The organism is Gardnerella lacydonensis (assembly GCF_048545055.1).
GTDB lineage: Bacteria > Actinomycetota > Actinomycetes > Actinomycetales > Bifidobacteriaceae > Bifidobacterium > Bifidobacterium vaginale_C.
In genome coordinates this window covers 110,498-134,266 of record NZ_JBKQXT010000004.1, presented here as the reverse complement: position 1 = coordinate 134,266, position 23,769 = coordinate 110,498, and the positions used below count along the sequence as shown (strand labels likewise).

The 23,769-nt window shown below is 45.8% G+C and carries 20 protein-coding genes; 19 read left to right on the top strand and 1 reads right to left on the bottom strand.

All coding sequences use genetic code 11. The features are described from left to right. Positions 1-25 precede the first annotated feature (25 nt). Together ACJV45_RS05530 and ACJV45_RS05525 are read left to right on the top strand one after the other, a co-directional pair. Positions 26-1,417, top strand: a complete 1,392-nt coding sequence (locus ACJV45_RS05530; RefSeq protein ID WP_019261882.1) for a cell division protein — start codon at positions 26-28, stop codon at positions 1,415-1,417. Positions 1,418-1,595: 178 nt separating this feature from the next. Continuing rightward, the gene (locus tag ACJV45_RS05525; protein WP_004118354.1) at positions 1,596-2,930 is read left to right on the top strand and encodes a C1 family peptidase; all 1,335 of its coding nucleotides are present in this window, start codon (positions 1,596-1,598) and stop codon (positions 2,928-2,930) included. Between the two features lie 178 nt (positions 2,931-3,108). Here the strand turns inward: ACJV45_RS05525 and ACJV45_RS05520 are convergent, their stop codons facing one another. Further along, positions 3,109-4,062 carry a hypothetical protein gene (locus ACJV45_RS05520; RefSeq protein WP_419397831.1) on the bottom strand — a complete coding sequence of 318 codons (954 nt, stop codon included), beginning with the start codon at positions 4,060-4,062 and terminating at the stop codon, positions 3,109-3,111. A gap of 221 nt (positions 4,063-4,283) precedes the next feature. Between ACJV45_RS05520 and nusA the strand changes: the two genes are divergently transcribed. From nusA to rplA, 17 genes are all read left to right on the top strand, one after another. Then, a complete protein-coding gene (gene nusA, locus ACJV45_RS05515) occupies positions 4,284-5,333 on the top strand; it encodes a transcription termination factor NusA (protein WP_004111973.1) in 1,050 nt (349 codons plus the stop codon). 254 nt (positions 5,334-5,587) lie between these two features. Beyond that, complete coding sequence (gene infB / locus ACJV45_RS05510) at positions 5,588-8,521, top strand: translation initiation factor IF-2 (protein WP_410309181.1); 2,934 nt, start codon at positions 5,588-5,590, stop codon at positions 8,519-8,521. 2 nt (positions 8,522-8,523) lie between these two features. Then, positions 8,524-9,105: a 30S ribosome-binding factor RbfA gene (gene rbfA, locus ACJV45_RS05505; protein ID WP_419397830.1), complete on the top strand. Its 582-nt coding sequence runs from the start codon at positions 8,524-8,526 to the stop codon at positions 9,103-9,105. A 36-nt stretch (positions 9,106-9,141) separates the two neighbouring features. Further along, positions 9,142-10,344, top strand: coding sequence for a tRNA pseudouridine(55) synthase TruB (gene truB, locus ACJV45_RS05500; RefSeq protein ID WP_419397829.1), 1,203 nt, complete (start codon positions 9,142-9,144; stop codon positions 10,342-10,344). An 89-nt stretch (positions 10,345-10,433) separates the two neighbouring features. Continuing rightward, positions 10,434-11,771, top strand: a complete 1,338-nt coding sequence (locus ACJV45_RS05495; RefSeq protein ID WP_419397846.1) for a riboflavin kinase — start codon at positions 10,434-10,436, stop codon at positions 11,769-11,771. Positions 11,772-11,884: 113 nt separating this feature from the next. Next, positions 11,885-13,144: a 3-deoxy-7-phosphoheptulonate synthase gene (locus ACJV45_RS05490; protein WP_419397828.1), complete on the top strand. Its 1,260-nt coding sequence runs from the start codon at positions 11,885-11,887 to the stop codon at positions 13,142-13,144. 428 nt (positions 13,145-13,572) lie between these two features. Further along, positions 13,573-14,049 carry a hypothetical protein gene (locus tag ACJV45_RS05485; protein WP_419397827.1) on the top strand — a complete coding sequence of 159 codons (477 nt, stop codon included), beginning with the start codon at positions 13,573-13,575 and terminating at the stop codon, positions 14,047-14,049. Between the two features lie 8 nt (positions 14,050-14,057). Continuing rightward, a complete protein-coding gene (mtnN, locus tag ACJV45_RS05480; RefSeq protein WP_419397826.1) occupies positions 14,058-14,759 on the top strand; it encodes a 5'-methylthioadenosine/S-adenosylhomocysteine nucleosidase in 702 nt (233 codons plus the stop codon). A 283-nt stretch (positions 14,760-15,042) separates the two neighbouring features. Continuing rightward, positions 15,043-16,224, top strand: a complete 1,182-nt coding sequence (gene pstS / locus ACJV45_RS05475; protein ID WP_032836838.1) for a phosphate ABC transporter substrate-binding protein PstS — start codon at positions 15,043-15,045, stop codon at positions 16,222-16,224. 94 nt (positions 16,225-16,318) lie between these two features. After that, a complete protein-coding gene (pstC, locus tag ACJV45_RS05470) occupies positions 16,319-17,281 on the top strand; it encodes a phosphate ABC transporter permease subunit PstC (RefSeq protein WP_410312048.1) in 963 nt (320 codons plus the stop codon). Further along, positions 17,278-18,285, top strand: coding sequence for a phosphate ABC transporter permease PstA (gene pstA, locus ACJV45_RS05465; protein WP_004111993.1), 1,008 nt, complete (start codon positions 17,278-17,280; stop codon positions 18,283-18,285). The genes pstC and pstA overlap by 4 nt, the downstream gene beginning before the upstream one ends. Before the next feature lie 29 nt (positions 18,286-18,314). After that, entirely contained in the window at positions 18,315-19,094 is a 780-nt protein-coding gene (gene pstB, locus ACJV45_RS05460) for a phosphate ABC transporter ATP-binding protein PstB (RefSeq protein ID WP_004111995.1), read from the top strand. Positions 19,095-19,386: 292 nt separating this feature from the next. After that, positions 19,387-20,781: an NCS2 family permease gene (locus tag ACJV45_RS05455; RefSeq protein WP_004118365.1), complete on the top strand. Its 1,395-nt coding sequence runs from the start codon at positions 19,387-19,389 to the stop codon at positions 20,779-20,781. Positions 20,782-21,218: 437 nt separating this feature from the next. Beyond that, the gene (gene rplJ / locus ACJV45_RS05450; protein WP_004112001.1) at positions 21,219-21,740 is read left to right on the top strand and encodes a 50S ribosomal protein L10; all 522 of its coding nucleotides are present in this window, start codon (positions 21,219-21,221) and stop codon (positions 21,738-21,740) included. Positions 21,741-21,836: 96 nt separating this feature from the next. Beyond that, positions 21,837-22,220 (top strand): 50S ribosomal protein L7/L12, encoded by a 384-nt coding sequence (rplL, locus tag ACJV45_RS05445; RefSeq protein ID WP_004112006.1) that lies wholly within the window; start codon positions 21,837-21,839, stop codon positions 22,218-22,220. 403 nt (positions 22,221-22,623) lie between these two features. Then, entirely contained in the window at positions 22,624-23,055 is a 432-nt protein-coding gene (gene rplK, locus ACJV45_RS05440; protein ID WP_004112010.1) for a 50S ribosomal protein L11, read from the top strand. Positions 23,056-23,070: 15 nt separating this feature from the next. Beyond that, complete coding sequence (gene rplA / locus ACJV45_RS05435) at positions 23,071-23,766, top strand: 50S ribosomal protein L1 (RefSeq protein ID WP_419397825.1); 696 nt, start codon at positions 23,071-23,073, stop codon at positions 23,764-23,766. The last annotated feature ends 3 nt before the right edge of the window (positions 23,767-23,769 follow it).

The following is a 23,769-nucleotide window of genomic DNA, read 5'->3' as shown; positions in this document are numbered from 1 at the left end:
GCGGGGGTTTGTGAAAGGAAAAACTATGGTGCCAGATCGTTTCCCAACTGCTTTGCGCGGATACGACAAAGATAAAGTCAACGAAGCCTTTTCTAACTACGAGCGCACAATATCGCGTCTGCGTGAACAAGTGCGATCTAGTGACGAATCTATTCTTCAATTGCAAGCACAATTGCAAGAAGAAAAAAATAATGTTAAACGTGCAAAAAGCGGGAATACTTTTGCATCTTTGGGTGCAAATGCGCAACAATTACTTGCGTCGGCAGAACAGACGAGTGCGCAGCTAATTGAACGCGCAAAGCAAGACGCTGCGTCGATTAAAAAAACTGCTCAGGCGCAGGCGGGAACCTTGCTAAACAATGCAAAATTAGACGCAGAGCATTTGCTGCAAGAGGCTCAAACAAAAGCGGATACGCTGCTTTCTACAGCAAGCAACAAGGCAAGCCAGATGACGAGTGCTGCAAAAGAAGACTCGCAGCGTTTGCGTGAAACAACAAACAAAGATGTTACTGCACAAAGAGATGCTGCAACGCTGGAAATAAACAACGCTAGAGAAGAACACACGAAGCGAATGGCATCCGAAAAATCCGAGCAGGAGCGAGCAATTGCACAGCTAAAAGCGGATGCAGCGCAGAAAATCGCGGAACAGAGGTCTGCGGCAAACGCGGAAATTGCTCATGCTAAAGCAGAGACAAATGATCAGATTGAGTCGGCTTTGGCAGAAGCAAACAAGAAACTTGCAGACATGCAGGAGCGAGCAACAAAGATGATGGCGGATGCGCAGCGCAAGGCTGGAGAAATTACAGATGCTGCTGCGGCAAAAGCACAGGAGATTGCAGACGAAGCGCAAGTTGAGCGCACGCGCACGCTAAGCCAGGTTAGTGCAGAAGTTGAGCAAATTAGAAACGATATTGCAGCTCAGCAAGAAGAAGCAACAAAAAAGGTGAACGAACTTATATCTGGATTGAAAGAGCGAGAACACGCTGCTCAAGAAGAGGCTGATGCGCTTGTTGCTAGGGCAAAAACTATTCATCAGGATGCGGATAATTATGCTGCACAGGCGCATAAGGATGCGGATGCTCAGGCTGCACAAATCGTTCGTAAAGCTATGCAAGATGCTACGGCTCAAGTGGAAGAGCGTAGGGCAGCAGCTCAGCAGGAGCTGGATGGTATGACGGCGCGCCTAACGCAGCTGCAGCATAGGGAAGCGCAAATTACGCAACGTGTTACCGAGCTTAGGTCTTTGTTTGCAAACGCTTTTTCTGGATTTGATTTTGGTGATGCTGTTTCTGGACAGGGGCATTCTGGCGATTCTGCAGATGCGGATGCTTCGGATAATAGCGATGCTGATGCTCAAAAACAGGCGAGGAAAGACGCACAAGCCCAAGTTGAAGAAGCTATTGCTCAGGAATCCTGAGTGGCGAGTTGTGAGTAGCGAATTGTGCTGTGTGGCGTATTTATAAGTGAAAACTCATAAAGAAAAGTAGTAAATAGATTCCACGGAAAAGTCGCAAGCATCCGAAGATTTGCATAAAAAGCTAAAATAAACTATAAAAAATAAAGATAAAATAAGGAAAAACAAGAAAGGTTAGACAGTGACTGAGATCTCTGAATTAAGTGCCGAGGCTTTGCAAGGTTTGCGTGACGATTTTGACGCAAATCCATTGAATCGTTTAGCAATGAACGGTGTTACTGCCGCTGGAATCGACAAGGTAGCGCGCAACTATGACCGCGCGCGTTTATTGCAGCGCCGATTCTCAACGGTTGTGGATAATGGTGACGCGAGGCATCAGGATCATTCTGGTCGCTGCTGGCTATTTAGCTCTTTGAACGTTGCGCGATTTGTGGCTAAAAAAACGCTTAAAGTTAAGGATTTTGAGTTTTCGCAAAATTACGCAATGTATTTCGATAAACTTGAGCGAATCAACTATTTCTTAAAGGATGTTGCTGCTCTTGTTCGCTCTGGTGAACCAGCTGATTCTAGACTAGTACAGCATTTGTTGCACGACGTTATGGGTGACGGCGGTCAGTGGACAATGGCTATGAACGTCTATAAGAAGTATGGTGCCGTGCCTAAAGACTTGTATCCAGAAACGGAATCGTCTAAAGATACGGACGCTATGAACACTCAGCTTCGCCGTTTGCTGCGAACAGCTGTTGCACACATGTACGCTAACGCTGCAGATATTGACGACATAATTGCGGAAACAACTGCTGCAGGTCATAGGATTCTTACAATCCACTTGGGTGAGCCGCCAAAGAGCTTCGACTGGGAATGGACGGACGAGGACGGAAAGTTCCATCGCGATGGCGAGATTACGCCAGTTGAGTTTTGGAAGAAGTATGTTACGGCTGGGCTGGAAGATTACGTTTGCCTAGTAGACGACCCGCGTGCGGAGCATCCAAAGGGCAAGAAGATTGCGATTGAGCACTTGGGTAACGTTGCTGGTGGAGACGCTACGGAATATTTGAACGTACCAAATCAGTTTATGAAGGATTGTGTGCGTAAGATCCTCGTTGAGCAGGGCATTCCAGTTTGGTTTGGTGCGGATTGCCATCCTATGATGGATCGTGTAAACGGTGCTTGGGCTACGGATTTGTTTGAGTATGATCGCGTTTATGGCGTTGATTTTGATTTAAACAAGGAGCAGCGTGTGCGTTTTGCTGATTCGGCGATGAATCATGCGATGGCGTTTGCTGGGGTTGATGTTGCGGAAGATGGCACGACTACTCGCCGCTGGCGCGTTGAGAACTCTTGGGGCGCGGATATTGCCGACAAGGGTTACTTTACTATGAGTGACGATTGGTTTACTGAGTACGTGTATGAGGTTGCTGTGCCTAAGGCGCTTTTGCCAGAGGAGTATCGTAAGGCGCTTGAAGAGCCAGCAATTGTTTTACCAGCGTGGGACCCAATGGGCGCATTAGCCTAGCTTGAAATCACTAGGATTTCAAGCTAGGCTAATGCGCCGCGTTCGCACAAAAAGCACACCGTGCTTTTTGTGCGAACGCGGCCTGCTGCGTCTCGATTGACGCAGCAGGTGTCTGGTCAAGTGTGGTTTAGTCTACTCGAGTGCGCCTAGCTTGCTCGAAGTTGCTAGGTTAGTGCGCTTATTGTTCAAAGATTGCAGAATCGTCAGTTGGATATCCGTTTGAATACGCGCTTATTATGTGCGAAACTACGATATCTGCAAGTACACCTATAAAATCTTGATTTTCGATACTTACAATCGCATCATTATTTATTTTTCCGTCTTTGTTTATGGGGAAAATCGTTTGATTTAACGCGGCTAGTTCTTCTCTTGCACAATCCATATAGGCTATTGCAACAATAGGTAGTTCTTTTCCTGTGGCGTTGTCTTTAGCGATTCCTGATTCCAAGTTTTGCTGAGGTATCTCATAGACTTTTTGACGCAAGTCACTTCCACTTGATGCAAAGTGCATAAGTGTGTTTGAAATTGTAGCCGTCATGTCGCTTTGCCGAAGTGAAACGTTTTTTGCATCTCTAGCAGCTAGCGTTTGCAATAGAAATGCGAGTTTGTCTTGTGCTACAGCTGCTTTTGCTAGCGGATCATGATTCCAGTATAGGTTTTTGTTATTGTCTGCAAAGTCTTGGATTTTTTTGTAAGCGTCTAATTCTAGTTGCTCAGCTAGCTTAATTGTTTCAGAATTTCCAGTTTGATTTAAATTGGCTAATTTCCAAATGTTTTGGGCACTGAACACAACGCCTTGAGCGAATCTACTGTTACATTGAACTGAGACTTTTTTCCATGTGTCAGAAGCATTCTTTAAGTCTTTAGATGTTAAGTTATTTATTTTTTTATCCACTTTTTCTTGGCTTGATTTTGCTTTTTGCATAATTTTGTAGCAAGGTTCGTGGTTTTGCAAAGAATGCAGATTGTTGTTTTTTAATTCTTTTGTACTAGAACATGCACTGAAAAGCATTGTTATTGCCATTAATGCTGCAACTATTAAAAGATGATTTTGCGTATGCTTTTGATTGCGCTTTTGATTGTGTTTTGTGCGCTCTAATAGGCTTCTTAACAAAACAAACTGTGTCTGCATAATCTACTAAAATAGTCCGTGACTGTGACCAATGTTTGCTTGTTTTGCGTTTGGCATTGTATGCTTAACATTTTCAATTGCAGTCATAAGATTTTGTGCTTTACAACCGTTGTTAGATTTAGATTTTAACGCGTTTGTTGTGTGCTAATCGCGATAAAAGAAAAATAAGTTAATTTTATAAGTGAATTTATAAATGAATTTTCAACAGGAGGACATGCACGATGGAATTGGATTTGGCGGGAATGCATCAGCTTGCGGCGCAGCAGGGGATTAATGCCGAGGAGCTGGACGAGGCACTCGCCGAGGCCTTGCGTCTTGCATACATGAAGACTTCTCACCCAGCTAGGCATGCTCGCGTTGAATTAGATGAGCGTGCTGGCAGCTTTACAGTGTGGGCAAAAGACGAGATTCCTGGAGTTCCTACGGAAGATAATCCTCATCCAGCACCAACTCTTGGCGAAGAATACGATGATACACCTCGTGATTTTGGACGTCTTGCTGCTGCTACGGCACGTCAGGTTATTACTCAACTTTTCCGTAAAGTAGAAGATGACCGCGTATTTGGTGCTTTTTCTGGACAAAAAGGAAAGTTGATTAACGGCGTTGTGCAGCAGGATTCTAAAGATCCTTCTAATATTCATGTTGCTGTTGGAGATGTTGAGGCGATTCTGCCGCGTCGTGAGCAGGTTCCAGGCGAAAGATATCGTCATGGTGAGCGTATTCGTGTTTACGTTGTGAACGTTGCTCGTGGTTTGCGTGGTCCAGAAATCGTTGTTTCTAGGTCTCATCCTGATCTTGTTCGTAGACTTTTTGAGCGCGAAGTTCCAGAACTTGTTTCTGGAGCAGTTTCGATTATGGCTATTGCTCGCGAAGCTGGCGCTCGCACTAAGATTGCTGTTCGTGCCAACACGGAAGGTGTTAATCCAAAGGGTGCTTTGATCGGTCCTGGTGGTTCTCGTGTTCGTGCTGTTATGGAGAATCTTGGTCCAGAAAAAATAGATATTGTTGATTGGTCGGAAGATCCAGCGAAGTTTGTTGCCGCTGCTCTTTCTCCAGCAACAGCAACACAGGTTCATGTTGTTAGTGAAAAGAGCCAGACGGCTGTAGCGTTTATTCATGATTCTCAGCTTTCTCTTGCTATCGGTAAGGAAGGTCAAAACGCAAGGCTTGCAGCAAAACTTACTGGTTGGAAGATTGGTATTGAGTCTGCGGAAGAACATGCTAAGAAGCAGGAAGAAATGAATGCTGATTCTAAGGTTTCAGCAGAGTAACATCCCGTGGATTAGCATTAGCGACACTCCCGAGAATCCAACGTTTCGAGTATGCTGAAAGCTGCAATTTGGGCTTATGCGCAGCTTTCTGCCTAGTGGGAACGAGGTACAGAAAATCATGGTTGAAATCATGGTCGCACGATGAGATATCGCATTATGAGGTATCTCACTAAAGAGCATAAGAATAAGAATCTTATAAAAATATAAAGTGGCTGCGTTCGTTTTGCGCTGCCACAGACTGAGGAGAACACTGAGTGGTAAAAAAGCGCGTATACGAACTAGCTAAAGAGTTTGGTGTAGACAGCAAAACCGTGTTGGAGCGGTTGAAGAGCATGGGCGAATTTGTTAAGTCCGCGTCTTCAACAGTAGAGGCTCCTGTTGCACGTAGATTAAAAACAGAGTTTGCGTCCGCTGGATCATCTTCTGGATCGTCTGCTGCAAAGAATGATGCGAAACCTGCTGCAAATAAGAATGCTGATAATTCTTCGAATAAGACTAATCATTCTTCTAATAAATCGGAGTCGTTGGCTCAGAATAATGCTGAAAAACGAAATTTGGATAAGTCTTCAGAAAAAGCTTCGGAAAAACAGCATTCTTCGCAAAAGTCACATGATAATCATGATAATAGTGACAATAAAGAAAATCATTCATCTTCCACTCCAAATGGTGTAATTCCTAAGCCTTCTGCTGGTCACGTAAAGCCACATGCTATCGCTAACGCTGATTCTAAGCGTGGAGGCGATAAGCGTGGCGAAAATCGTAACGATGCACGAGGCGATAAGCGCGGGGAAAATCGTTCTTCTAAGTCAGATCGTTCTTCTCAGATGCCTCCACGCCCTCGTCCGCATCAGGGTGCTGGCTCTGGTTCTGCTCCTCGTCCAGGTAACAATCCGTTCAGCCGAAAGCAAGGTATGCGCGCGCCTACACCTGGTGATATTCCTCGTCCTCACCCAATGTCACGTCCAGGCGCTGCTGCAGAAAATTCTCGTGGAGCAAAGCCTGGTCAGGGCGGCGGTAATGGCAACGGCGGTGGTCGCGGTCGCGGTGGTCGCGGAGGCGCTCGTCAGGGCGGCGGTAATGGTTCGAACCGCTCTTCGCAGTGGTCTGGTTCACATCGTCAGGGCGGCGGTAATGGCGCAAGCTCTCGTCCGTCTGCAGAATCGCGCTTTAATGCAAATCAGGCTGCAAGTTTCCAAGCTGCGGCTGCAGGCGCTCCAAATGCTGGTCCATCTCGTGGCAGTGGTCGCGGTCGCGCAGGTGCTGCAGGCGCATTTGGTCGTCAGGGTGGAAAGTCCTCTAAGGCTCGAAAGAATCGTCTTGCAAAGCGCAGAGAATACGAAGAGCTTAAAGCACCAGTGATTGGCGGCGTGCGTATTCCTTCTGGAAATGGCGCTACGATTCGACTTCGTCAAGGTGCAACGCTTTCTGATTTGGCAGAAAAGATTGATGTAAATCCAGCTGCTTTGGTGACTGTTTTGTTCCATCTTGGAGAAATGGCTACAGCTACACAGTCTTTGGATGAAACAACATTCCAGATTCTTGGCGAAGAAATCGGTTGGAATATTAATCTCGTTTCTGCAGAAGAAGAAGATAAAGAGCTTCTTCAACAGTTCGACATTGATTTGGATGAAGAGGAACTTCAAGAAGACGATAATCTTGTAACTCGTCCTCCAGTTGTTACCGTTATGGGTCACGTTGATCACGGTAAAACTCGCTTACTCGATACTATTCGTAAGTCGAATGTTGTAGCTCGAGAAGCTGGTGGAATTACTCAGCGTATTGGCGCTTATCAGGTTACGGTTACTTTAGACGGAGACAAGCGCAAGATTACGTTCTTGGATACCCCAGGCCACGAAGCGTTTACTGCTATGCGTGCTCGTGGTGCAGAGCTTACAGACGTTGCAATTCTTGTTGTTGCAGCAGACGACGGCGTTATGCCTCAAACTGTTGAGGCAATCAACCACGCTCAGGCTGCTCACGTGCCTATTGTTGTGGCTGTAAACAAGATTGATGTTGCTGGAGCAAACCCAGATAAGGTGCGCGGTCAGCTTACAGAGTACGGTCTTGTGCCAGAAGAATACGGCGGTGACACCATGTTTGTGGATATTTCCGCAAAGCAGGGAACTAACGTAGATAAGCTTCTTGAGGCTGTTCTTTTGACAACTGACGCTGAGCTTGACCCTAAGGCAAATCCAAACATGGATGCTCGTGGTGCAACCGTTGAAGCTCGACTTGATAAGGGTCGTGGCGCTGTTGCTACTGTTCTTGTTCAGCAAGGCACTCTTAAAGTCGGAGATTCTATTGTTGCAGGTACCTCTTATGGTCGTGTTCGCGCAATGCTCGACGAAAATGGCAACCACTTGCAGGAAGCTGGTCCATCTACGCCAGTTCAGGTGCTTGGTTTGACTTCTGTTCCAACTGCAGGAGACTTGTTCTTAGTCACATCCGACGATCGTTCCGCTCGCCAGATTGCCGAAAAGCGCCAAGCTACAGAGCGTGCAGCTCAGCTCGCTAAGCGTCGCAAGGTTGTGTCTCTTGAAAGCCTTAAGGAACAGTTCGCTAAGTCCGAAGTTGATATGCTCAACATTGTTATTAAGGGTGATTCTTCTGGTTCTGTTGAGGCTTTGGAAGATTCCTTGATGAAGATTGAGGTTTCCGACGAAGTTGGAATTCAGGTTATTCACCGCGGTGTTGGTGCAATTACTCAGAACGATGTGAACTTGGCAACAGTTGATAAGGCTGTGATTATTGGCTTCAACGTGCGTCCAAACCGTCAGGTTGCCGATTTGGCAGACCGCGAGGGCGTGGAAGTTAAGTACTACTCTGTTATCTACAAGGCTATCGAAGATATTGAAGCTGCTTTGAAGGGTATGCTTAAGCCAGAGTTTGAAGAGGTTGTTACTTCTCACTCTGAGATTCGTGAAATCTTCCGTTCTTCCAAGTTTGGCAATATTGCTGGCGTTATGGTTCAAGACGGCGAAGTTAAGCGCGGTACAAAGTGCCGTATTTTGCGTAACGGTGTTGCTACTGTTAACGATCTTGAAATCTCCAGCTTGCGTAGGTTCAAGGATGATGTTCAATCCGTTAGCGAAGGCTACGAGGCAGGCATTAACCTTGGCAGCTTTAACGACATTGAGCTTGGCGATATAATCGAAACCTTTGAAATGAAGCAGATTGAGCGCAAGTAATTATGGCAGGAACAAACCCTAGAGCCGCGCGAATTGCGGCTCTGATTCACAGAGTGATTGCGTCCAACATGGAGGCTCATTTACACGATAAGCGACTTGCTAATGTGACTATTACAGAAGTGAGAGTTACTAACGACTTGCAGATCGCTAAAGTGTATTGGACACAGCTTGGTACTGTTGGTAAAGAGCAGGGTGAGCGTCAGCGTGCAGCCCAAGCTTTGCAGCAGGCTAAGGGGCGTTTGCGCGCTCTAGTTGGAGCTAAGGCTGGATTGCGTTTAACTCCTCAAATCCAATTTGTTTACGATGAGGTTCCTAGTGAAGCTCATGAGATTGAAGACATTTTGGTCGCCGCGCGTAAGCGTGATGAGGAGCTAGTTAAAGCGCGAGAAAATGCTCGGTACGCTGGTGAAGAGGATCCGTATAAAAAGCCTCGTGAAGATGAGGATTTTGACGATTCCGACGATTCTGATGATTTTGATGACTCCGACGAGTATGAGGATTATGAGAACAGCGAAAACGATTTTGTAGAAGATAAGTCGCCAGCAACCGACGATTTAGATGATTCTGCTCATTCGGAATTATAGTTTTAAATCAAATAATTAATCAAATAAAATTTAGTAATGAGTAGTTCTCAAACATCATCTTCAGGCATTTTATTAGTAGATAAGCCGAAAGGCGTTACCAGCCATGACGTTGTGTCTTGTGCAAGAGGATTGTTGCACACTAAACGCGTAGGTCATGCGGGAACGCTTGACCCAATGGCTACAGGATTGCTGATTCTTGGTTTTGGTAACGCCACTCGCTTGCTTAACTATTTGCTTGGTCACGATAAGACTTATGAGGCTGTGATTCGTCTTGGCGAATCAACCAATACGGATGATGCAGATGGTGATGTCGTTTCAAGTGTTGATGATGAAAATAGCATTCTAAACTCTGCAAATACTGATGAGATTCTTAAAGAATTGCGTTGTGTAATCGCTGAGAATTTTACTGGGCATATTATGCAAACGCCAACGGCTTTTTCGGCTATTAAAATAAACGGTGTGCGTGCTTATGACTTAGCGCGTGAAGGTAAAGATGTTCATTTAGAGCCGAGAGAAGTTATTATTCATGACTTTTCTCTACTGGATGCGCGTTTTAATGTGGGTGTAAGCGGTGTAAAAGTTGTTGATGTGCGTGCGAGTGTTTCTTGTTCTAGCGGCACGTATATTCGCGCACTTGCTCGCGACTTAGGGCGTGTTCTTGGTGTAGGAGGACATTTAGTAAGTCTTAGGCGAACTCGAATTGGTGAATTTTCGGTAGAAGATGATAGGGTTCTTAAGCTTGAAACTAGGATTCGTACATTTACGGACAAGAATGGCGTGACTCAGACTCGCGCAAAGGCTGTTGTAGCTGACAGACACGATAGTGTTTCTGACTATTTTTCTGACAGTGTTTCTAACAGTTCGGTTGCTTGCGACTTATCTGGAGATTCTTCTTGCAAAAAATCTGCACAAAAAAACTATGATTTACAAAATCGTGTTCTAAGTATGTTTGAATCCGCAAAATTAACCATGCAAACAGTTGAAATTAGCGAAAATCAGGCTAAAGACTTGCGTTTTGGTAGAAAAATAGTGATTCCTGCGATTAGTGGAAAAAATGCTATTGCATACGTAAAAGCCGAAAAAGATGATCAAAACGATGTTGTTGCAGTTCTGGAAACCGCTGAAAAGTCGCCAGCAACCGCAGGGAGAAGCAGCGCGTTCTATAAGTCACAAGAAAAAAATGAAAAAAACACAAATCAAATAGAAGCTAAACCTATTGTGGTATTTGTACAAAGCTAGTTTGCTGGTAAAATAGTTAATAGTGTGAAAATAAGGGTTCGCGGCAGTAATGCTGCTTATTTCGGATAGTTGCGAATAGTAAGGATATGATGAAGGTCATCAACATTCGACCAGATGCCAACGGCATGATTAATTGGCCAACATTAAGTGCTCAGCGTAAAGCGATTGTTACTATAGGTGTGTTTGACGGCATGCACCTAGGGCATAGAAAAGTTATTGAACGCACCGTTGATCTTGCTCGCAAAAACAATGCGTTTTCTGTGGTTATAATGTTTGATCCGCGACCAAGCGTGGTTCATGAAAACCCAGATTTATTCGACGATTTTGGAGATAACGCGCAGATTCCAGTGGATTCGCAGGCGTTAACAAGTGTTCGTCAGCGTCTTAGGGTTTTGCAGCAGTTAGACGTGGATCATGTGATTATTGTTCGATATAGCTTAGCTTTTGCTGCAAAATCATACAGATTCTTCCTAGGGCAGCTTGTTGGAAAACTTGGTATGCGTGCACTTGTGCTAGGGTCGGATGCAGCCCTTGGAGCGCGTAGAGCTGGAAATGTTCATGCGATTAAGGAGCTTGCGCAAGCTACGGGCGTTTTTGATTTGGTTGTGGTAGACGATTTTGGTCCAGGGGATGTTCGTGTTCCAGACCCAATTGTGCCAGAAGTGCCGTCTGAAGATGGAGAGCCAAAAGACCCTGCGGATGGTATGAACAAGGCGGAATATCGCGCTTGGAGTAAAGGTATGCCGAATAAGAAGGTTCGTGCTTGGAGCTCTACGAATGTGCGATGGATGCTCGCGAATGGTAGGGTTCGCGATGCTAGGGATGTTCTTGGTCAACCGCATAGAGTTGAGGGTATTGTGGTTCATGGTGCCGAGCGCGGTCGTGAAATCGGTTTCCCAACAGTGAATTTGGGCGAGCGTATTGATGGGTATGTGCCTGTTGATGGAGTTTACGCTGGTTGGATTGTTGATTTAGATGCGGACGAGGCTAGTGCCGATAGTTTGCATTCTTCTAACATTCCGAGTGTTGGCGTTTTGCGCAAGGATGAGTTGCATCTTGGAGTTCATTCGCCATGGCGTTGGGCTGCTGCGATTTCAATTGGAACTAAGCCAACTTTTGCTGAGTCGAATGAAGGTGCTTCTGTTAAGAATGTAGTTTCTGGTGATTCTGGCGATATCTTTGAAACTGATTCTATCTCTGATTTTGGCGACGATTCTGCCACGTATCCTAATGATAGTGAAAATCGTGTGGTTGAAGCTTATGCTCTAACGGATAAGTGGCAGGATTTGTATGGTCATCGCATTTGCATTGAATTTGCGCAATTCTTACGTCCTCAACATGCCTTCGATTCTGTTGAAAGTCTTAAGGATGCTGTGAGACACGATGTTGAGAAAGTGCGAGAAATAACTGATGCTGAAAACCGATAAGATGGTTTAGATTAGTTTAGGCTGATTTTTCTTGATCTAGCTTGATTGGGATCTGATTTAATTAGATTATTGGCTGAAGCTGTGGTGTTTTGTGCTTAAGATTGGCGGTGATTATGGAGTTGGATATTAATAGCAGCGATATTAGTGGTATTGAGCCTAGTACAAGTGATCTTAATTGTAAATCGTTTAACAGCAACGCCTTAAATCACTCGGATGCTCGTGCTGTTAAAAAAGCTGTTGAAGAAGGGAAAAATCCACTCGATTCATCTAAATTCGAGCGCTGGGAAGACCAGGTTGGAGTAGATCGTATAATCAACCGTCGCGTGTTGGAGTTGGAGCCGCTTCCCACTCCTGCACAAGTGCTTGGTGAGTTGCCACTTTCTCCGTATGCGCAAGATATTGTTGCAGAGTCACGCGATGAAATCCGCAGATGCCTTAATGGAGATGACGACCGACTTCTTGTTATTGTTGGACCGTGCTCTGTGCATGATCCTAAGGCAGCTCTTGACTATGCTTCTCGTTTGGCTGATTTGCGCGCAAAGCTCGAAGGTGAGCTTTTGATTGTTATGCGCGTTTACTTTGAAAAGCCGCGCACAACAGTTGGCTGGAAGGGCTTGATTAACGACCCCGATATTGACGGCACGCACGATATTCACAAGGGTTTGCTTTTGGCGCGTCGCACGCTTCTTGGCGTTTTGGACGCTGGTTTGGCTGCAGCAACCGAGTTTTTGGAGCCGACTAGCCCGCAGTTTATTGCAGATGCGGTTAGCTGGGGTGCGATTGGCGCACGAAACACGGAATCGCAGATTCATCGCCAGCTTGCTAGCGGTCTTTCTATGCCAGTCGGATTTAAGAATGCAACGGATGGCTCTGTTACGGCCGCCGTCAATGGATGTTTGGCTGCTAGTCAGCATCATACTTTCTTTGGAATCGACCATCTTGGACGCGCTTGTGCTGTACAAACACTTGGAAACCCTGATTGTCATGTTGTTTTGCGCGGCTCTAGCAAAGGTCCAAACTACGACGCATCTTCTGTTGCAGCTGCCGTTGCTTCAGTTCGATTGAGGCTTGGCACGAATTGCGTGGCGTCTAATGGCGTTGTAATCGACTGCTCGCACGGAAACTCTGGCAAAGATGAGAATCGCCAAATTCAAGTTGTGCAAGATATTGCGGATCGTTTTGCACATGACGAAAAAGGCATTAAAGGCGTTATGATGGAGAGCTTCTTGCAAGGCGGAAACCAAGATTCTGCGCCTTTGAGTGAGCTTGAGTACGGAAAGTCGATTACGGATCGATGCATTTCTTGGGAAGATACCGAGCGTTTGCTTAACACTCTTGCGCAGTCTGTTTCTTCTCGCCGAATTAAGTCTTGATTCGTATAGCGCGCTTTTCCTATTTACTGTTGTGTGAGGGCTGGGTGTTTCTGCGTTCGCGTGTTATAGAGCATTATTTCTTACTTGGTATTGCGCGAGGTTTGAGTATTTCTCTCCTCGCAAGTCCCGTCGCTACGCTCCTCTTTTATTGCTCGTATAGAAATACATCAAACCTTCTGAATGTCTAGAACTTTTGCGTGTCTTTAATCACCGAGATTCTCGATTTTTCTTGCTACTTCAGCGAATCACCATTTCATGCTGAGGTTCGCTTCATTCGCTGCGAAAAATCTCGAATCTCCACCGCACTTGGCATAATCTATGCAAATTTGTAGTGCGATTGTATGGCGACACGCCGTGTTTTTTTTTTAGGTGTAAACCGGTACAATAAATCCCCAAATAGTCAGCATTTTTGAACAAAGGAGTGCAAAATGTGCGAATCGCCAGCCCCCAATCGTAACAATCTTCCCCAAGATAAAAGCGTTTTAAGCCGCGCCCTGACGATCGCGCGATACGCGATTTTTGCGCTTCTGCTTGCTGGCGCATTTCTTCTGGCGTTTGCGTGGTATCGCGGCACTCACAGCAAAGGCTACACTGTTGTTACCTGTTCTGCACTATGGTTTAGCGTTATTGTTCCTTTTATTACGTTGATTGTGCTTTGCGTTTTTGTGCGCGGATGGCGTCTTGTTGTTGGCTCTACGATTTGCGTTTTGCTAATAGCGTCTTTCTTTGGGTTTATTGCGTTTCACGATTCAATCATGGGTTTTTTGAATGTTCCCTCCACAAATCCTTGGTTTGAATTCACGTGCAGCGCTTTGCTAAAAATTGCAACCGCATCTTTTGTTATTATGTGTTGTGTAAGCGTATTTTTGATTAGACGCAATTCAATGCACAAGATTAAAGGATGATTTGACGAATGCCTAAGTTTACAAAAATTGCCATTATTGGCGCTATGGAAGAAGAAGTTGCGCACATTGCCGGTTCTCTTAGCAATGTTAAGCATAATAAGGCAGCCAGCTTAGATGTATCTTGCGGTGTGCTTGAATGCGAAGATGGCGGAAAAATCGAAGTCGCTGCAACAGTTGGCGGAATGGGTCTTGTAAATGCAGCTGCAACCGCACAGTATTTAATTGATGCGTACAAGCCGCAGGCCGTAATCTTTTCGGGAATTGCGGGAAATCTCAATAAAAATTTGCATACGAATGATGTTGTTCTTGGAAAAACATTAAGATATTTAGACACCGACATGCGCATGATTAATCAGTGGAAGCCGTTTACAAACGAATATCATTCAGACGATTATCTTCTTAAAACTGCAGACAGCGTTTTAACAAAGATGGGCATTAACCACATTTTGGGAACAATCGCCTCTGGTGGATATTTTGTAGACACGCCCGAAAAAGTGGCGGAAGTTATTGAGGCGACTCAAGCGGATGCTGTAGAAATGGAAGGCGCTGCGATTCTTCACGTTGCTGCAAGAAACGACGTTCCAGCGTTAGTTGTGCGCGCAATGAGCGACAATGCAGACACAAAATACGAGGAGTTCCACACTTTCGACATATCCGAATACGCGGATACAGCTGCAAAAATGACGGTAAATATTGCTAGGAATTTGTAGAATTCAACACGCCGATGTGGTCGCCGACGTGCTGCATCGCCAAACAAAAGGCGAGTAGCGCTAAATGCCGCCATTTTCTGAGTGCAATCAGATTTTGGCGGCAAGGTTTTTACCCCCCTCTTATGATTGGCATCGTTAATAGAAGAAAAAAGGTAATAAGAAATAAAAGATGCCAGTTTTAGACATTAGTTTAAATAGTTTAAGAGGAAAATTTGCGGTAGGTTATACGAGAAACGCAGATTGGCTGGCATGATGGCAATTCTTCTTGAAAGGAATGAAGAATATGCGTAAAAATGCAGTAAAAAATAATGCAGTAAAAAATAAATCAATCAAGTTGAACACAAATTTGAACATTCGCGCGATTGCAGCAGGATTGCTAGCGTCCGCAACTTTAGTGAGCTTTGCAGCTTGTGGAGATAATGTTCCTGCAAGTAATTCGCAATCGTCCGCAAATACTAGCGCAAAAATCGTAGGAAACTTCCAAGGTTCGGGTGCATCTTCCCAGCAGGTTGCTGTAGAAGCGTGGATTGCAGGATTCCAATCAAAAAATCCTGGCGCAAAAATCGCATATAATCCAACTGGCTCGGGTGCAGGAGTTACAACGTTTATGACGGGAGCCACAGCGTGGGCTGGGTCCGATAAATCGCTAAGCGACGACGAGTTAGAAAAGTCAAAGTCGGTTTGTGCTAATGGCACTACGGCTTTCGACGTTCCAGTATACGTTTCTCCAATCGCAGTAATCTTTAATCTAAAAGGCATTTCGGATGCTGGAAAACACATAAATATGGATGCTTCTACAATCGCAAAAATCTTCGACGGCAAGATTACGCGTTGGAATGATGATGCGATTAAATCGCAAAATCCAAAGCTAAAGCTACCAGATAAGCCGATTACAGTTGTTCACAGGTCCGATAAGTCTGGCACAACGCAGAACTTCTTAAGCTACATAAAAGACGTTGCGCCAAGCGATTGGTCCTACGATCTTAGCGAAAATTGGCCAAATAGCGTGGGTCAGGGCGCAAAAGGCACGTCTGGCGTTGTTTCCACAATACGCATGGCAGACGGAGCGATTGGATACGCGGACTTTTCGCAAGTTGGAAAGCTTGGAACTGTGGCAGTAAAAGTGGGAGATTCTTACAACGAGATTAGCCCAGAAGGTGGCTCTATAACCGTTAATGATTCAAAGGTTGACGAAGATGCTGCAGCAAAATCAAAGCACCGCGTTGTTGTTAAAATAAACCACAAGACGGAAGAAAAAGGCGCTTACCCAATTGTGCTAGTTTCTTACGATATTGTGTGCGGTGCTTACAAAGATGCTGCAACAGCACGATTTGCAAAGTCTTGGCTTAGCTACGTTACTAGCAAAGATGGTCAGGCTGCGGCTCAAGGCGCTGCTGGAACTGCGCCTTTGCCAGAAAAGCTTATGGGCAGGATTAACAAGTCGATTCAGTCTATAGGCAAGTAAAAATAGTAATTTGCCAAGATTTTAGAGTAGTTAATAGAGTAGTCAATATATTGCTACTGATAGCATTTATATAATGACTACAAAAGGAGCATGAGTGAGTTCTAAACAAAGAACTGAAATCAGTAAAGATGTGCGCAAAAGTGGCCATTTTGCCGACCGCTTGTTCAAAAGCGTAGCTATTGCTTGCGGATTGCTGATTTTAATGGTGCTTACAGCTGTGGCGCTGTTCTTGCTGTTTCAAGCGTGGCCGATTGTAGGCGCAAACAAAAGCCAAGTAAGTCAAGTATTTTTAGACTTTACGGGCGGTAAAGCGCACGATTTCCTAAGCTACGTAGCGCCAATGGTTTTTGGAACTGTTCTTATGTCTGCGCTCGCTCTGCTCCTTGCATTCTTTGTTTCGATTGGAATCGCGCTGTTTATAAGCCACTATGCTCCGCCAAAAATGGTGCCGCTTTTAAGTGGTGTAGTCGACTTGCTTGCTGCGATTCCGTCCGTAATCTACGGTCTTTGGGGCGGATTGGTGCTAGTTCCATCCATATACCCATTCTGGAAGTTTATCTCGCACATTTTTGGCTGGATTCCGCTTTTTGCAGGTCCTGCGGCAAGTCCTTCGCGTAGTGCTGCAACCGTTAGTGTTGTTCTTGCTGTTATGATTTTGCCGATTATAACTTCTATGGCGCGAGACATTTTCCAGCAAGCTCCGCGATTGCAGCAAGAAGGTGCGCTTGCTCTTGGTGCCACAAAGTGGGAGATGATAAAGCTAGCGGTTTTGCCGTTTGCAAAGTCTGGAATTGTTTCCGCGTCTATGCTTGGTCTTGGTCGCGCTTTGGGCGAAACAATGGCAGTTCTTATGATTTTGTCTCCAGGATTCACCTTTAAATTCAACATTTTGCAAGCTTCACAAAACCAGACGATTGCAGCAAACATAGCAGCGCAATACCCAGAAGCCAACGGATTGGGTGTTAGTGCGCTTATTGCTACAGGTTTGGTGCTGTTTGTTATTTCATTCGCTGTAAACCTTATTGCTCGCAAAATCACGGGAAAGGCGAGTGCATGATGCAAAATTCAGAATCGTTACAAGCTGGCTCTGTTAGCGCAAGCAGCGAATCCCCAAAAATCGACTTTAACAAGTTCCGCCCAACGCGCTCTAGAATCGCAAGCCGCAAGCGAAAAGACGCGTTTATGCGCGTGCTAATCTTCCTGTCTTTTGTAGTTGCTCTAATTCCGCTTCTTTCTTTGCTCTTTACGACTATTGTAAACGGCATTAAGCGACTAAACCTTGACTTTTTAACGCATAATATGACGTATGTAGTTGGTGGCGCTGCTACTGGCACAGGCGGTTACGGCGGTATTTTGCACGCCATTATTGGAACTTTGGAGATTACTTTTGGCGCAATGCTGATTTCGATTCCGATTGGAATTATGTGCTCCGTGTATTTGATTGAGTATGCGCGAGGAAGTCGCTTAGCTACGTTGATTAATCTTGTTGTAGACGTTATGAGCGGAATACCTTCGATTGTGGCTGGCTTGTTTGCGTTTTCTAGCTTTACGATTTTTGTGGGTCCTGGAACAATCAACGGCTTTGAAGGGTCGGTTGCGCTTTCGCTGCTTATGCTTCCGACTGTTGTTAAGTCGTGTCAAGAAATGCTAAAAATTGTGCCGAACGATTTGCGAGAAGCGGCGCTGGCTCTAGGCGTTACAAAGCAGCGCATGATTACAAAAATCGTGTTGCGAACCGCCTTGCCTGGCATTGTTTCTGGCTGCATTCTTGCGGTTGCGCGCGTGGTTGGAGAGACGGCTCCGCTTTTAATGGCAGCTGGGTTTATTGCGTCCACGAATTTCAATCTTTTTGACGGGCAAATGACCACTTTGCCAGTGTACGTTTACCAAGAGTATTCAAAGCTTTCGGCGAATTGCCCAGCTAACGCGCCATCTTCGTGCGTTACTACGATTCCAATGGAGCGAGCATGGGCAGCGGCTCTTGCCTTGATTGTGATTGTTTTGCTGCTGAATATTGTTGGGCGAGTTGTGGCGCGCGTGTTTTCAGTAAAAGCAAAGTAAGACGAAGGATTTTAGAAAGTGAGGCGCAAATGGGTCAGCGCATTGATGTTAAGCATTTGAACATTTACTATGGCGATTTTCTAGCAGTAGAAGACGTTAACATAAGCATTGAGCCAAACAAGGTTACGGCTTTTATTGGGCCTTCGGGATGTGGAAAATCAACGGTTTTGCGCACTTTAGACCGCATGCACGAGATTACTCCAGGTGCTCGCGTGGAAGGTCAGGTGTTGCTTGAAGGCCGTGATTTGTATGGCAAAGACGTGGATCCTGTGGCAGTTCGCCGAGATGTTGGAATGGTGTTTCAGCGCCCAAATCCTTTCCCAACAATGTCTATTCGAGAAAACGTTCTTGCAGGAGTTCGCTTAAATAATCGCCATATTTCAAAGCAAGATGCCGACGACCTAGTTGAGTGGGCTTTGCGCGGCGCGAATTTGTGGAACGAAGTTAAAGATAGACTAGATAAGCCAGGAATCGGGCTTTCTGGCGGCCAGCAGCAACGACTTTGTATTGCGCGAGCAGTGGCTGTGCATCCGCAAGTGCTTCTTATGGACGAGCCTTGCTCTGCTCTTGACCCGATTTCTACTCTTGCTGTAGAAGATTTGATTAACGAGCTTAAGCGCGATTACACGATTGTGATTGTAACGCACAACATGCAGCAGGCAGCGCGCGTTGCCGACTACACCGCGTTCTTTAACCTTAAGGCGGTTGGAAAACCAGGGCATCTTGAGTATTTTGCAGATACAACCACTATGTTCAACAATCCGCGTAATACGGAGGCGGAACGCTACATTTCTGGCCGCTTTGGGTGATTTTTGCATTCGTGCGATCCACTACACGTTTTCTTTGCATGGTTCTTTACATGATTTTCTTTGGTCAGCACGTGCGCGTAAGGTCGAACCTGTTCGGTTGTTCAAAGTTCTATAAGTCGTTTCAAATTTCGCGAGTTTTCTAGCGTGTTTATTCGGCTTGTGCTTTGTGCGTCGAGCGAGTCGCAGTAACCTCTGCGTGAATGCCCAAATGTAATTGCGTCCGCGATTGCTCAAGTGCTATCGCCACGCTTTTTATGGTCTTTTGCGCTGTAAACCAAGGAACAGAGAGTTTATGGAAAAGTTCTTCCATCTCAAAGAAAACGGCACGAATGTATCAACGGAGATCACTGCAGGTCTCACTACATTCTTTGCAATGTCGTATATTATCGTCGTAAACCCAATGATTTTAAGCCAAACTGGCATGCCTAAGGGTGGCGTTTTCCTCGCTACAATCATCGCAGCAATTATTGGCACGCTTGTTATGGGCTTGTTTGCTAACGTGCCTTACGCTCAAGCTGCTGGCATGGGTCTTAACGCATTCTTCACATACACAGTTTGCTTTGGCTTGCATTTTACGTGGCAAGAAGCCATGTGCATGGTGTTCTTGTGCGGTTTAATTAACATTATTATTACCGTTACCAAGATTCGTAAGATGATTATTCGTGCCATCCCAACTTCGTTGCAACATGCGATTGGTGGTGGCATTGGTTTATTCGTTGCATACGTTGGCATTATGAGCGTTGGCTTAATCACCTTTACTTCCAAGGATCCTGCTGCCGCTGCTAAGAGTAAGCCAACCGCTGCTATTCCAGGTCTTGCAGTTATTAACAATCCTGTTTTGTGGCTATTCCTTATTGGACTTGTTTTGGCTATTGTTCTTACTGTTCTTAAGGTTCGCGCAAGCTTGCTTATTACGATTATTGCAACCTCTTTGATTGGCATTCCGCTTAGCTTGACTTCGTTAAATAACGCTGTTTCTGTTACAGATGCTTTTGCTCAGCTTCCAACCACCTTTGGTGCTATTTTTGGTCCGCAAGGTTTCCCTGCTCTCTTCTCTAATCCAGCACGCATTCCGCTTGTTTTGGTAACTATTTTCGCCTTCTCTATGTCGGATACTTTCGACACTCTTGGCACGTTTATTGGTACTGGCCGCAGAACTGGCATTTTCTCTGAGGCAGACGAGAAGGCTTTGGAAAACGGATCTGGCTTTAGCTCCAAGATGGATCGCGCGCTGTTTGCTGATTCGATTGCAACTTCAGTTGGCGCAATTTGCGGTACTTCTAACACCACTACTTACGTTGAGTCTGCTGCTGGTATTGGTGCTGGTGGCCGCACTGGTTTGACTTCTGTAGTTGTTTCTGTGTGCTTTGCACTTTCGATTGTGCTTGCGCCTTTGGCTAGCGCTGTTCCTGCTGCTGCTACGGCTGGCGTGCTTGTAGTTGTAGGCTGCATGATGGCAAGCTCGCTGAAGGAGATTGCTTGGGATGATATTTCTGAAGCTATTCCTGCGTTCTTCGCTGCCGTGTTTATGGCGTTCTCTTACTCGATTTCTTACGGCATTGCCGCTGGATTCATCATGTACTGCTTAGTTATGACTTGCAAGAAGCGTGCTAAAGACGTTCATCCAATGCTTTGGATTGTTTCGCTTTTGTTCATTCTTGACTTTGTTGCTAACGCAGTTTTGTAAATCTGTTAGTTTGTATTAGTTAAGTTAGATATTAGTTAGATATTAATTTAATTAATTATTTTAAGAGCGTATTTGGTGCGTACGGTTGCTTTCGACTTTTCCGCGTGAGTTTGGGATAAGTCGCAAGCAACCGCGCGTGTTGAGTACGCTCTTAAATAATCTTAAATAAAAATAAATTATAAAGTTTGCGAAAAAATATTGACATTGTCACAAGTAGGTATTAAACTTGCCCAACGTAAACCACAGACCGTTGGTGGAGTCGAAAGATTCCTGAAAATGATGTGTCATGCCAGCACAGGTTGAGCAGTGATTGTTGCGATTTATTTGCGATTTTTCACAAACTTTTTAACACTATGTGTTTTTTGGATGCTCTGCCGTGCGCAGGGCTTTTTTGATATGTTATTTCCATTCCGACGGCCAATTTAGGAAGGAACGCCATGAAGAGGCCCGAAAAGGAAGCGGTAGTTGCAGAGCTTACGGATTTGTTCCGTAACGCCGACGCTGTCTACCTTACCGAGTACCGCGGGCTTACAGTTCCGCAGATTTCTTCTCTGCGCGAAAAGCTAGGCCGCGATACTTCCTACTCTGTGGCTAAGAATACGCTTGCTCGCATCGCCGCTAAGGAAGCGGGCATTGAAGGTCTTGATGAGCTTCTTGCTGGCCCAACTGCAATCACCTTTGTAAAGGGCGATTTCATTGAGGCTGCTAAGACCTTGCGTGATTTTGCCAAAGAGAATAAGACCCTCGTCATCAAGGGCGGTTTCGCAGATGGAACCGTTTACGATGCCGAAGGCGCCAAGCAGCTGGCAGACCTCAAGTCTCGCCCAGAATTGCTTTCCGAGATGGCTGGCGCGCTCAAGGGCACCATGTCCAAGGCCGCCTACCTGTTCAACGCTTTGCCAACCAAGGCAGTGCGTACTATCGACGCTTTGCGCGAGAAGCAGGAAAAGGCCGCTTGATTCCCTTGCAGCTTGCTGCATGAGACCAAAAAATAATAAAAATGTTATGGCTCTAAGGCACAAGGTGTGTCTGGCCAAGTAAGAAAGGAAGCCATTATGGCTAAGCTCACTAGCGAAGAGCTTCTTGAAGCTTTCGGTGAAATGACCCTCGTCGAGCTTTCTGAGTTCGTCAAGGCCTTTGAAGAGAAGTTCGATGTTGAGGCTGCTGCTCCTGTAGCTGCTGTTGCTGCTGCTCCAGCCGCTGCCGCTGGCGCTGCTGAGGAAGAGAAGGACGAGTTTGACGTTGTCCTCGCTTCTGCAGGTGCTCAGAAGGTTGCCGTCATCAAGGCTGTTAAGGCTTTGACTGGCCTCGGCTTGAAGGAAGCTAAGGACATTGTTGACAATGCTCCAAAGCCAGTCCTCGAGAAGGCTAAGAAGGAAGATGCCGACAAGGCTAAGGCTGCTCTCGAAGAAGCCGGCGCAACTGTTGAACTTAAGTAGTTCTAGGCTCTTTTGTTAACGCAGGCGGCTGGTTGCTGGTGCAATTTGCTAGTTAGTGATTTGCTAGTGCACTAGTCGCGAATGCGTTTTGAACGCGGCAAGGTTTTCGTGGTTTCACGGATTCCTTGCCGCATTTTTATTGTTCTAATCGCTGTTTTGAGCTACAACATGCGGAAATAGTTGACGGATTTTGTACCACATTTGGCCTAAAACACGTACAAACTCGGGAAAACATTTCACTAAATCGTCGCGGCAAAGTGGCATAATAGGAAAGCTTGTGACTGGAGGAGTAATCCGCTAGCACAGCACAGCAATATAAGTTGCGGGAGGATCCTTAAAACGGCTTAATATCAACGTTTTAGGGCGCCGAATGAACCGCTTCAAAAGAAAGAAGAACCATATTATGGCTCCAAAAAAGAAAGTCTCTGCGCTTATTAAGCTCGAGATTCAGGCTGGTAAAGCAAATCCAGCCCCACCACTGGGTCCTGCTTTAGGCTCCCACGGCGTAAACATCATGGACTTCTGCAAGGCCTATAACGACCAGACGAAGGACAAGATGGGTCAGATCGTCCCAGTAGAGATTACTGTTTACGAAGATCGTTCCTTCACATTTATTCTTAAGACTCCACCAGCTGCTGCTTTGTTGCTTAAGGCTGCTGGCATTCCTAAGGGCACCGAGAACCCATTGACCCACAAGGTTGGCTCTGTGACTAAGGCTCAGGTGCGCGAAATCGCCGAAATCAAGATGCCAGATCTTTCTGCACGAGATGTTGAAGCTGGTATGAAGATTATCGCGGGCACTGCTCGCTCGATGGGTATTACCGTTACCGACTGAAAGTGAGTGGAAAAAATGGTGAAGCGTTCTAAGAAGTATCGTGAAGCGGCTGAGAAGATTGACCGCAACAACCTTTACACCCCAGCTGAGGCTATTGCTTTGCTTAAGAGCATGCCAAAGCACGCTTTCGACGAGTCTGCTGAGGCTGTTATGCGCCTTAATGTGGATCCTCGCAAGGCGGATCAGTTGGTTCGTGGCGTTGTGAACTTACCTAATGGCACTGGTAAAACCGCTAAGGTTTTGGTGTTTGCTCGTGGCCCAAAGGCTACTGAGGCTCAAGAAGCTGGCGCAGACATCGTTGGTGATGACGAGCTTATCGAGAAGGTTGCCGGTGGCTTCCTTGACTTCGATGCCGTTGTTGCAACCCCAGACATGATGGGTAAGGTTGGTCGCCTTGGTCGTGTGCTTGGTCCTCGTAGCTTGATGCCAAATCCTAAGACTGGCACCGTTACAATGGATGTTGCAAAGGCTGTTGCCGATATTAAGGGTGGTAAGATTGAGTTCCGCGTTGATCGTCAGGGCAATCTTTCCTTCCTCTTTGGCAAGCTTTCCTTCGACGAGAAGGCTCTTGAAGAGAACTTCAAGGCTGTTGCCGATGAGATTCGCCGCTTGAAGCCTACTACCATCAAGGGTCGTTACATCACTAAGGTAACGATTACCTCTACAATGGCTCCTGGTATTCCAGTGGATATTGCAAGCATTGCTGCGTGATTT

Coding starts and splice junctions, on each gene's coding strand:
- mtnN (WP_419397826.1), top strand. CDS start 14,058: ATGCCTAAGTTTACAAAAATTGCCATTATTGGCGCTATGGAAGAAGAA.
- rplJ (WP_004112001.1), top strand. CDS start 21,219: ATGAAGAGGCCCGAAAAGGAAGCGGTAGTTGCAGAGCTTACGGATTTG.
- pstB (WP_004111995.1), top strand. CDS start 18,315: ATGGGTCAGCGCATTGATGTTAAGCATTTGAACATTTACTATGGCGAT.
- ACJV45_RS05530 (WP_019261882.1), top strand. CDS start 26: ATGGTGCCAGATCGTTTCCCAACTGCTTTGCGCGGATACGACAAAGAT.
- ACJV45_RS05490 (WP_419397828.1), top strand. CDS start 11,885: ATGGAGTTGGATATTAATAGCAGCGATATTAGTGGTATTGAGCCTAGT.
- rplA (WP_419397825.1), top strand. CDS start 23,071: ATGGTGAAGCGTTCTAAGAAGTATCGTGAAGCGGCTGAGAAGATTGAC.
- rplL (WP_004112006.1), top strand. CDS start 21,837: ATGGCTAAGCTCACTAGCGAAGAGCTTCTTGAAGCTTTCGGTGAAATG.
- pstA (WP_004111993.1), top strand. CDS start 17,278: ATGATGCAAAATTCAGAATCGTTACAAGCTGGCTCTGTTAGCGCAAGC.
- ACJV45_RS05455 (WP_004118365.1), top strand. CDS start 19,387: ATGGAAAAGTTCTTCCATCTCAAAGAAAACGGCACGAATGTATCAACG.
- rbfA (WP_419397830.1), top strand. CDS start 8,524: ATGGCAGGAACAAACCCTAGAGCCGCGCGAATTGCGGCTCTGATTCAC.
- pstS (WP_032836838.1), top strand. CDS start 15,043: ATGCGTAAAAATGCAGTAAAAAATAATGCAGTAAAAAATAAATCAATC.
- nusA (WP_004111973.1), top strand. CDS start 4,284: ATGGAATTGGATTTGGCGGGAATGCATCAGCTTGCGGCGCAGCAGGGG.
- ACJV45_RS05495 (WP_419397846.1), top strand. CDS start 10,434: ATGAAGGTCATCAACATTCGACCAGATGCCAACGGCATGATTAATTGG.
- ACJV45_RS05520 (WP_419397831.1), bottom strand. CDS start 4,062: ATGCAGACACAGTTTGTTTTGTTAAGAAGCCTATTAGAGCGCACAAAA.
- rplK (WP_004112010.1), top strand. CDS start 22,624: ATGGCTCCAAAAAAGAAAGTCTCTGCGCTTATTAAGCTCGAGATTCAG.
- ACJV45_RS05485 (WP_419397827.1), top strand. CDS start 13,573: ATGTGCGAATCGCCAGCCCCCAATCGTAACAATCTTCCCCAAGATAAA.
- truB (WP_419397829.1), top strand. CDS start 9,142: ATGAGTAGTTCTCAAACATCATCTTCAGGCATTTTATTAGTAGATAAG.